The following is a 9100-nucleotide window of genomic DNA, read 5'->3' as shown; positions in this document are numbered from 1 at the left end:
GGATGGTGGCGACCGTGGCGTCGGCGGCGTCCCGGGGCCGGAACAGGACGGTGGTCAGGGTGGGGGCTGGGGCGCGTGGCTGCTCAACTCTGCTCCTCGTGCCAGGTGCGTACGGCCTGCTGGTAGTCGTCCTCGCTCTTGCCGGAGAGGAAGCGCTGGGCGAACTCGGCCCAGGGCGTGGTCGCGTACAGCCGCTGGAACGCCTCGTCGCGTTCGTAGTCGGGGGCGCAGGAGGTGAAGTGGGCGCCGTTGGGTGCCTCGACGACTCCGGTGACGCTGTGCCGTCCGACGAGCAGGGTCTGCGGGGGCGCGGTGCCGAGGTCGGCGGTGTCGACGAGCCGCTCGCAGGAGAGGTACGCCGTGTCGGCGGCCTCGCAGAACAGGTCGTCGAAGTAGGGGTCGGGGCCGAGGTACTGGCCGTTGCCGGACCGGTCGGCGCGGTTGAGGTGGACGAGGGCCGCGTCCATCCGGAGTGCGGGCACGGCGACCAGTTCCTCGCCGTCCTCGTAGGGGGAGCGGACCGTCCGCAGCCCGGGGTTGACCCGCATGACGTCGGAGCCGAGACCGGCCCGGACCGGAAGGAACGGCAGCCGGTTGGCGGCGGCGTGCAGCCCCCACATGAACATGGCCTCGTCCAGCTCCGTCAGTTCGAAGGCGCCCCGCTCGCGGGCGGCGCGGAAGTGGGGTTCGAGGGGGATGGAGTCGAGCGTGGCGAAGGGGGCGACGAGCCGGCGGATCCGGCCTGCCGCGGCGAGCAGTCCGACGTCGGGGCCGCCGTAGCAGATCACGGTGAGATCGGTGATCTCGGACCGGAGGAGCGCGCGGACCAGCGCCATCGGCTTCCGCCGCGATCCCCAGCCGCCGATGCCGATCGTCATGCCGCTGCGCAGGCGGCCGACGACCTCGTCGGGGGTCATCGTCCTGTCGTGCGGGTGTCCGGTCACGAGGAGCCCTTCCTGCCGAAACCGTCGCGGACGCGGTCGGCGACGCCGCTGAGGTTGGCCTCGAAGGTGAAGCCCTGCTCGAAGCGGTAGCTGCGGTGCACGTCCACGGGGTCGATGCCGTTGATGGCGGCCTTGGCGAGCCGGATCAGCGAGCCGTCCTTGGCGGCGATCTCCCGGGCCACGGCGAGCGCGGCGTCGCGCAGTCCGGCGCGTGGGACGACCTTCCAGACCGAGCCGTGGGCGTGCAGTTCGTCGGCGGTGACGGTCCGGGAGGTGTAGTACAGGGCCCGCATCAGGTGTTGCGGGACGAGCCGGGCGAGATGGGTGGCGGCGCCGAGGGCGCCGCGGTCCAGTTCGGGCAGTCCGAAGGAGGCGTCCTCCGAGGCGACGATCACGTCGGCGTTGCCGACCAGTCCGATGCCGCCGCCCAGGCAGAAGCCGGCGACGGCCGCCACCACCGGCACCTCGCACGTGTACACCGCGGAGAAGGCTTCCGCGCACCCGTGGTTGGCGCCGATGAGGGCCCGGTGGCCGGTGCCGTGCTCGCGCTGCATCTCCTTGATGTCGACGCCGGCGTTGAAGCCGCGGCCTTCGGCGGCGAGGACCACGCAGCGGACCTCCTGGTCGCGGCCGGCCGCGCGGACCGCGTCGGCGAGGTCGTACCAGCCCTGTACGGGCAGGGCGTTGACGGGTGGGAAGTCGACGGTGACGAGGGCGACGCCCTTGTCCGGGCGTGAGGTGGAGACACCCATGAACGGATCAGCTACCTTTCCACCAAACGTTTGTTAGGCGACTGCTTGGTGAGGAAGGTAGCAGCCGATGGAGCTGGACGGGAGGGTCGCCGTCGTCACCGGCGGCACGCGGGGCGTGGGCGCGGGCATCACCCGGGCCTTTCTGCGCGCCGGCGCGCACGTGATCGTCTGTGCCCGCCGGCCACCGGACGCGCCGCTGGAAGAAGCGGGCCGGACGGCCGTGTTCGCGCCCCTCGACCTGCGCGACCCCGTGGCCGTCGAGGCGTTCTTCGAGGACGTCGCGCAGGCGTACGGGCGGCTCGACGTCCTCGTCAACAACGCGGGCGGGACGCCCTACCGGCTGCTCGGCGAGGGCGACGCGGAACGGCACGCCCGGGTCGTCGCGCTGAACCTGACCGTCCCGCTCACCGTGACCCTCGCCGCGTACGAGTCGCTGCGCGCGGCGCGCGGCTCGGTCGTCATGATCGGCAGCGTCAGCGGCACCCGGCCCTCGCCGGGCACGGCCGCCTACGGCGCGGCGAAGGCCGGTCTGGAGAACCTGGCCCGGTCGATGGCCGTGGAGTGGGCCCCCCGCGTCCGGGTGAACACCCTCGTCCTCGGCATGGTCCGCACCGAGCTGTCCCACCTCCACTACGGGGACGCGGACGGGATCGCGGCCGTCGGCCGGACCGTCCCGCTCGGCCGGCTCGCCGAACCCGAGGAGGCCGGGGAGGCGGCGGTGTTCCTCGCCTCCGAGCGCGCCGGATACGTCACGGGGGCCTCGCTCCTGGTGCACGGGGGCGGGGAACGCCCCGCCTTCCTCGATGCCGCGAACGCGGACAAGGAGAGCTGAGATGACGCCGACGGGACTGTGCGAGGGCCGGGTCGTGATCGTGACGGGCGGCGGGCGGGGGCTGGGCCGGGCCCACGCCCTGGCCTTCGCCGCCGAGGGCGCCCGGGTCGTGGTCAACGACCTGGGCGTCGGGCTCGACGGGGCCGCCTCGGCGGAGTCCCCGGCGCGCCAGGTGGTGCGGGAGATCCGGGAGGCGGGCGGCGAGGCCGTCGCGCACGGCGGCGACGTCGCCACGGAGGAGGGCGCCGCCTCCCTGGTGGCCGCCGCGCTCGACACGTACGGGCGGCTCGACACCCTGGTCAACAACGCGGGCTTCCTGCGCGACCGGATGCTCGTCAACCTCGGCGAGGACGACTGGGACGCCGTCATGCGGGTGCACGTGAAGGGCCACTTCCTGCCCCTGCGGCACGCGGCGGCGCACTGGCGGGCCGAGGCCAAGGCGGGGCGCCCGGTGGCGGCCCGGGTCGTGAACACCACCTCGGGCGCGGGGCTGCTGGGCAGCGTGGGGCAGGGCAACTACGCGGCGGCGAAGGCGGGGATCGTCGGTCTGACGCTGGTCGCGGCTGCGGAGGCGGCGCGCTACGGGGTCCACGTCAACGCGATCGCCCCGGCCGCCAGGACCCGCATGACCGAGCGGACCTTCGCCGGTCTGGAGGGCCTGCCGGAGGACGTCTCACCGCTGGTGGTGTGGCTCGGCTCGGCGGCCTCGGAGGGCGTGACCGGCCGCGTCTTCGAGGCCGAGGGCGGCCGCATCACCGTCATGGAGGGCTGGCGGCCCGGCCCGACGGCGGACAAGGGGGCGCGCTGGACCCCGGCCGAGGCGGGCGAGGCCGCGCGCAAGCTGCTGGCGGGCGCCGAGGAGCCGCGACCGGTGTACGGGGCCTGACGGGGCGGCGGAGGCGAAGGGTTGCGGCGGCCGGTGCGCGGGGCCCGTCGCCCGGGCGGCCCTCAGCCGGTCAGGCGTCGGGTCGCCTCGCGCTGGCGGGTGGTCGAGCCGGCGAGGAAGCGGGTGATCACGAGCAGCTCCTCGGTGCTGAACTCCTCGTAGAGCTCGTGCACTTCACGTGCCCAGTCGTCGAAGAGGGGGGCGATCTCGGCCAGCTTCTCGGGGCGGGGCTCGACGAGCACCCGGCGCTTGTCCGTCGGGTGCTTCACCCGGCGGACGAAGCCCTTGCGCTCCAGGCGGTCGACGAGGCCGGTCACGGAGGCCGGTGCGAGCCCGGAGCGCTCGGCGAGCTCCTTGGCCGTCAGGGCGCCGTGGCGTTCCAGCAGGTCGAGCGTCTTGGTCTCGGTCGCCCCCAGGTCCTGCCGGGCCGCGACCGCCGTGTGGAAGGCCACCGAGGCGGCGCTGGAGTCGCGGCCGGCGGCGGTGAGGGCGGCGATGACCTCGGCGCGCCGCGCCCCCTCGTCCCGTGCGGGCCGCTCGCTCGTGCTCATGGGGGCAGCCTAGCAAAATATTTAGTTCGGTCGAACGAAAGACTTGCGATCACGTCCGGTCCCGTGTCACGTTTTATTTCGTTAGGTCGAACGAAATAAAACGGGAGCCGGCATGACCACCACCCTGACCAGCACCGGCGGGGCCTCGCCCACCGCCGTCCATCCGCGCCGCTGGGCCGCCGCCGTCGTGATGATGGTCGCCGCCCTCATGGACCTCGTCGACGTCACCGTCGTCAACGTCGCCCTGCCCTCCATCGGGCGCGGGCTGGGCGCCTCCGAGAGCGCCCTGCAGTGGATCGTCTCGGCGTACCTGCTGGGCTTCGCGGCCACGCTGATCGTCGCCGGACGGCTCGGCGACCGGTACGGCCGCAAGGCGCTCTTCCTCGTCGGGACGGCCGGATTCGGCCTCGCCAGTCTGGCCTGCGGCATCGCCCAGACGCCGGGTCAGCTGATCGCCGCCCGCGCCGTGCAGGGCGTGACGGCGGCCGTGCTGATGCCCCAGGTCCTCGGCTCCTTCCACAGCCTCTTCCAGGGCAAGGACCGCGGCAAGGTCTTCGGGATGTACGGGGCGGTGGCCGGCTTCGCCTCCGCGACCGGACTGCTGCTCGGCGGCGTGCTCACCGACGCGGACCTCTTCGGCCTCGGCTGGCGCAGCGTCTTCCTGGTCAACGTGCCGATCGCCGTGCTGACCCTGGCGGCCGCCGTCGTCCTCGTCCCCGCCACCCGCGAACACGCGGCGGCCCGCCCGCCCGTGCTCGGCAGCCTCGTCCTGGCGGCCGGCCTCGTCGCCATCGTGCTGCCGCTCGTCCAGGGCCAGGGCAACGGCTGGCCCGCCTGGGGCTGGGTGCTGCTCGGCGGCGGCGTCCTCGCGGTGGCGGGCCTCGGCGTCCGCGGCTCGGTCCTGCCGGGGCGGACCTTCCGTGTCCCGGCCTTCTCCTACGGCCTCGCCGTCCAACTGCTCTTCGCCCTCGGCATGCAGGGCTTCTTCCTGGTCCTCGCCCTCTGGCTGCAGGGCGGTCAGGGCTACGCGCCGATGCAGGCGGGCGTCCTCATGGTCGCCTTCTCGGCCGGCGGCTTCCTCACCGCCCCGGCGGCCGACCCCCTCGCCGTCAGGCTCGGCCGCCTGGTCCCGGCGGCGGGCGCGGTGCTGATGGCCGCCGGCTACGCCTGGGTCTGGTACGCGATGGACCAGGCGGCCCCCGTGCACACCGCCGCCTGGCCGCTGGTCCCCGGGCTGGCCGTCGCCGGCGCCGGACTCGGCTTCCTGGTGGTGCCGCTCGTCAACATCGTCCTGTCCGCGGTCCCGGACGAGCTGGCGGGCGGGGCGTCGGGAGTCTTCTCCACCGCCCAGCAGTTCGGCGGGGCCCTGGGCGCGGCGGTCGTCGGCACGGCCTTCTTCGCGGACCTCTCGATCGACGCGGCCATGCCGTGGGTGATCGCCGCCTACGGGGCGGCGGCGCTCCTGAGCCTGCGGCTGCCGGCGCGGTCCGTCTCCGGCTGACCGTCTCGACACCGCCGAGGCCGGCCTGGCGCAGCTCAGCGGCAGCGCGGAACCGTCCACTCCAGGCGCGTCCTGACCCGCTCGTTCCCGATGTGCTCCAGCGCCGCCAGGGCCGTGTCGCGGGCCGAACCCTCCGGGTCCCCGTCCGCCAGGATCGACGCCAGCACCTCGGTGGCGCGCGGATCCTGACGCATCGCCAGGCCGCGGGCCGCCTCGGCGACGGTGTCCGGATCGGTGTCTTGGAGGCGGGCGGCGAGGACTTCGCGAAGCAGAGGGGTGTCCTCGGGAAGCTCGGCGAGGGCCAGCGTCGCCCAGTCCCGCACCCCCGCGTCGTGGTCCCGGCTCAGTCGCACCAGGGTGTCGACGGCCTCCGGCCGCCCGGCCGGCACGAGTCCGGTGAGCGCGCACCCGAGGGCCCGCCGCACCTCGCCGTCGGGATGCGAGGCGAAGGGCAGCAGTTCGGGCAGCGCCGACGCGTCGCCCACGGCCCCGAGCGCGGCGACCACGGCGAGCGCGGGCTCCCGGTCCGCGCCCGGACGTCCCGGATCCGCGTCCGCCGCCACCGGCGACACCCCGCCCCGCCGGGTGTCGGCCGCCAGGCGCCGCAGGATCGCGACGCCCTCGGCCGTGAGGTCCCCGCCGGCGCCCGGGGAGTGCCTCCTCGGTCCCGCCGGGTCCGGCCGCCCCCGCCCGTGCGCCCGGTGGTCCGGCCCGGTCGACAGGGCAGCCCCCAGGACCTGGGCGCCGAGCGCCCGCCGCAGCGGTTCGTCGCCGGCGCACCAGGCCGCGGCCGTACGGAAGGTCTCCTCGTCGGGATACCGGGCGAGGGCCGCGACCGCCTCCCTCCAGTCGTCCTGGTCACGGTCCCCGCAGCGCAGGGCCCGCGCCGCGAGCTCCTCGTGCGGGGCGCGCACGCCGAGTTCGGCCTCCAGCAGGGTGACGATCGCCGCATGACCGGTCTGCCGCTCGTTCCCGCGACCGGGGGCGCCGTCCTCCCTCAGCAGTTCGACGACCACGGTCACGCCGCCGTCCTCGGGGACCCGGCGGACGACGCACTCGTACGTCCCGTCGCCCTCGGCCCCGTCGAGCAGCCCGCGCCGCAGCTCCGCCGCGATGTCCACGCCGACCCACCGGCGGGCCTCGGCCAGCGCGTCGGGAAGCGGGCCGGCGCCGTACTCCAGGAGCGCCCGCACGCTCGGGGTCGAGCCGCGCCGGGCCGCGGCGACGAGGGGCACCAGGCCGTCGGGGCCGGGGCGCTGCGGGTCCGCGCCGTGTTCGAGCAGGATCCGCACGGTCTCGGCGTGGCCCAGCCGCACCGCCCAGTCCATCGCCGTGAAGCCGTAGGACTCCTCCTGGTCCGGCCTCGCCCCGGCCCCGAGCAGGGCCCGCACCACCTCGCCGTGCCCGCCGCAGGCGGCTCCGCACAGCGGCAGGTCGCCCGCCCCCTCGCCGCTGCCCCGCCCGGGGTCGGCGCCGGCGGCCAGCAGCACCCGGACGATTCCGGCCTCGTTCGCGACGGCGGCCCGGTACAGCGCGGTCTCGCCCTCGTCGGTCGCCTCGGGGGACGCGCCGGCCCGCAGGGCGCGGACGACGGCGTCGTCGTCCCCGCCCAGAATGTCCTCGAACAACGTGCTCATCCGTCGACCATCGCCCGGCGACCGCAACCGGCGCAAATCACTTGTCGGTTCCCACCCGTCGCGCCCGGCGGGACCCCACGGGCACCGCCCCCGGGACGTGTTCAGCCCTCGCACTCCAGGACCGACTCGCACACCCCGCAGCGCGCCTTCAGCCGCCGGGCCGCCGGCACCCGCAGCCGCTGGTGGCAGACGGGACAGGGGAAGGAGACCCGCAGTGACGGGCCCGCCCCCTCGAAGGCGTACGGCGCGCCGGCCGCCGCGTGCCCCTGCCGGCGGTCCTTCGTGTACCGGTGCCGGGCCGCCCAGCCCGCGCCGGCCAGCGGCGGCCGCAGCCCGTCGCGTGCCGCCTCCGCCCGGCCCCGTGCCCAGGCGTCGTAGGCCTGGGGGCTGGTGAACCACGGCGACGGGTCCTCCCCGAACACCTCCGCCCGCTTGGCCAGCACGTATCCGAACTCCTCCGGGGTCAGGTACCCGAGCTTCTGGCTCGACACTGCGTCCTCCCGGTAGGCGTCCAGCAACAGCCAGCCCGCCCCCAGATAGGCGGTCACCACATCCGTGAGGATCTCGTTGTCCCCGGTGTCCGGGAACCCGAGGTCGAGTCGGTGGAGCAGTACATGCGTGATCTCGTGGGCCAGCGCCGCCCCCACGTCCCTGCGATGCCGCCGGAAGCGGTCGTTCAGCTCGATGAAGTACTCGGGTCCCGCGGCCAGCTCCACGCTCGCCGCGTGGGTCATCGCCCGGAAGCTCACGATCATCCGGGCCTGCGGGAGCCGCAGGTGCCGGACGAGCGCCCCGGCCACCCGCTGGGCACCGAGGTGGAGTTCGTCCTCGTCGGTGAAGGCCACGTCGGCCGCGCGCACGCTCGTGTCGAACCGACGTACGCCGTCGGCGGACAGTCTCCGGTACAGCGCGGTGAGCGAGGCCCGGACCGTGTCGAGGTGCGGGAACCCGTGGACGACCGCGTCTCCTGCACTTCCGTTCGGCACGCCGGAACCCCCTTCCCTCCACTGTACGACCGCGTCGGAGCGCTGTGCCCTGGCCGAAAACGCAGTCTTGTGACCCCCTGTGAGCCCTGTCCATAATCCGGACCAAGCCTTGACGGATACATGCCATTAGGGCTCAACCCCCCATGAAAGGCAGACACTTGAAGAAGAACAGGTTCGTCCGCGCCCTTCAGAGAATCGCCGCCGCCGGCGCCGTCGTCCTCGCCGCCGTCAGCCTCCAGCCCTCCACCGCCTCCGCCGCGCCCACGCCCGTCGTGGGCGGCACCCGGGCGGCCCAGGGCGAGTTCCCCTGGATGGTCAGGCTCTCCATGGGCTGCGGCGGCTCGCTGCTGACCCCGCAGATCGTGCTCACCGCCGCCCACTGCGTGAACGGCTCCGGCAACAACACCAGCATCACCGCCACCGCCGGCGTCGTCGACCTCCAGAGCGGCAGCGCCATCAAGGTCCGCTCGACCAAGGTCCTCCAGGCGCCCGGCTACAACGGCACCGGCAAGGACTGGGCCCTGATCAAGCTGGCCTCGCCGATCAACTCGCTGCCCACCCTCAAGATCGCCGACACCACCGCGTACAACAGCGGCACGTTCACCGTCGCCGGCTGGGGCGCCACGCGCGAGGGCGGCGCCCAGCAGCGCTACCTCCGCAAGGCGACCGTCCCGTTCGTCTCGGACTCCGCCTGCCAGGCGGCCTACGGCTCCAGCCTGGTGCCCGGCGAGGAGATCTGCGCCGGGTTCAACGAAGGCGGCGTCGACACCTGCCAGGGCGACTCGGGCGGCCCGATGTTCCGCAAGGACAACGCCGGCGCCTGGATCCAGGTCGGCATCGTGAGCTGGGGCGAGGGCTGCGCACGGCCCGGCTACCCGGGCGTCTACACCGAGGTCTCGACGTTCGCCGCCGCCATCAAGTCGGCCGCGGCCACCCTGTGACCCCGGCCTCCTGAACCACCGCCCCACCGATCCGTGGACGGGGGCGGGGCCCCGCCCCCGTCCACGGATC

9 protein-coding genes are annotated in these 9100 nt (G+C 74.5%); 4 read left to right on the top strand and 5 right to left on the bottom strand.

The annotated features are described in order from the left end of the window. Positions 1–83 precede the first annotated feature (83 nt). Positions 84–917 carry a CoA transferase subunit A gene (locus EAO71_RS10900; protein ID WP_147979223.1) on the bottom strand — a complete coding sequence of 278 codons (834 nt, stop codon included), beginning with the start codon at positions 915–917 and terminating at the stop codon, positions 84–86. A 23-nt stretch (positions 918–940) separates the two neighbouring features. Next, on the bottom strand, positions 941–1696 hold the full coding sequence (locus EAO71_RS10895; RefSeq protein WP_147977533.1) for an enoyl-CoA hydratase family protein: 756 nt from the start codon (positions 1694–1696) through the stop codon (positions 941–943). A gap of 67 nt (positions 1697–1763) precedes the next feature. On the opposite strand from EAO71_RS10895, the gene EAO71_RS10890 reads away from it, so the two are divergent. Beyond that, the gene (locus tag EAO71_RS10890; protein WP_147977532.1) at positions 1764–2528 is read left to right on the top strand and encodes an SDR family oxidoreductase; all 765 of its coding nucleotides are present in this window, start codon (positions 1764–1766) and stop codon (positions 2526–2528) included. Between the two features lies 1 nt (position 2529). After that, positions 2530–3414, top strand: coding sequence for an SDR family oxidoreductase (locus EAO71_RS10885; protein ID WP_147977531.1), 885 nt, complete (start codon positions 2530–2532; stop codon positions 3412–3414). 62 nt (positions 3415–3476) lie between these two features. On the opposite strand, the gene EAO71_RS10880 is transcribed toward EAO71_RS10885, so the two are convergent. Further along, positions 3477–3965 (bottom strand): MarR family transcriptional regulator, encoded by a 489-nt coding sequence (locus EAO71_RS10880; RefSeq protein ID WP_147977530.1) that lies wholly within the window; start codon positions 3963–3965, stop codon positions 3477–3479. Between the two features lie 112 nt (positions 3966–4077). Between EAO71_RS10880 and EAO71_RS10875 the strand changes: the two genes are divergently transcribed. After that, entirely contained in the window at positions 4078–5466 is a 1389-nt protein-coding gene (locus EAO71_RS10875) for an MFS transporter (protein ID WP_147977529.1), read from the top strand. A gap of 35 nt (positions 5467–5501) precedes the next feature. Here EAO71_RS10875 and EAO71_RS10870 read toward each other — a convergent pair whose 3' ends face one another. Both EAO71_RS10870 and EAO71_RS10865 read right to left on the bottom strand, forming a co-directional pair. Further along, entirely contained in the window at positions 5502–7103 is a 1602-nt protein-coding gene (locus EAO71_RS10870; RefSeq protein WP_147977528.1) for an ankyrin repeat domain-containing protein, read from the bottom strand. Positions 7104–7204: 101 nt separating this feature from the next. Further along, complete coding sequence (locus EAO71_RS10865; protein ID WP_147977527.1) at positions 7205–8089, bottom strand: hypothetical protein; 885 nt, start codon at positions 8087–8089, stop codon at positions 7205–7207. A gap of 143 nt (positions 8090–8232) precedes the next feature. On the opposite strand from EAO71_RS10865, the gene EAO71_RS10860 reads away from it, so the two are divergent. Further along, entirely contained in the window at positions 8233–9030 is a 798-nt protein-coding gene (locus tag EAO71_RS10860) for a S1 family peptidase (RefSeq protein WP_147977526.1), read from the top strand. Positions 9031–9100: the final 70 nt, after the last annotated feature.

The sequence above is a fragment of the Streptomyces sp. MS191 genome (assembly GCF_008042125.1).
In the GTDB taxonomy this organism is placed as follows: Bacteria; Actinomycetota; Actinomycetes; order Streptomycetales; family Streptomycetaceae; genus Streptomyces.
Note: the sequence above shows the minus strand (reverse complement) of the source record. Positions and strands in the feature narration are given on the sequence as shown.

Coding starts and splice junctions, on each gene's coding strand:
- EAO71_RS10895 (WP_147977533.1), bottom strand. CDS start 1,696: ATGGGTGTCTCCACCTCACGCCCGGACAAGGGCGTCGCCCTCGTCACC.
- EAO71_RS10900 (WP_147979223.1), bottom strand. CDS start 917: ATGACCCCCGACGAGGTCGTCGGCCGCCTGCGCAGCGGCATGACGATC.
- EAO71_RS10875 (WP_147977529.1), top strand. CDS start 4,078: ATGACCACCACCCTGACCAGCACCGGCGGGGCCTCGCCCACCGCCGTC.
- EAO71_RS10860 (WP_147977526.1), top strand. CDS start 8,233: ATGAAAGGCAGACACTTGAAGAAGAACAGGTTCGTCCGCGCCCTTCAG.
- EAO71_RS10880 (WP_147977530.1), bottom strand. CDS start 3,965: ATGAGCACGAGCGAGCGGCCCGCACGGGACGAGGGGGCGCGGCGCGCC.
- EAO71_RS10870 (WP_147977528.1), bottom strand. CDS start 7,103: ATGAGCACGTTGTTCGAGGACATTCTGGGCGGGGACGACGACGCCGTC.
- EAO71_RS10885 (WP_147977531.1), top strand. CDS start 2,530: ATGACGCCGACGGGACTGTGCGAGGGCCGGGTCGTGATCGTGACGGGC.
- EAO71_RS10890 (WP_147977532.1), top strand. CDS start 1,764: ATGGAGCTGGACGGGAGGGTCGCCGTCGTCACCGGCGGCACGCGGGGC.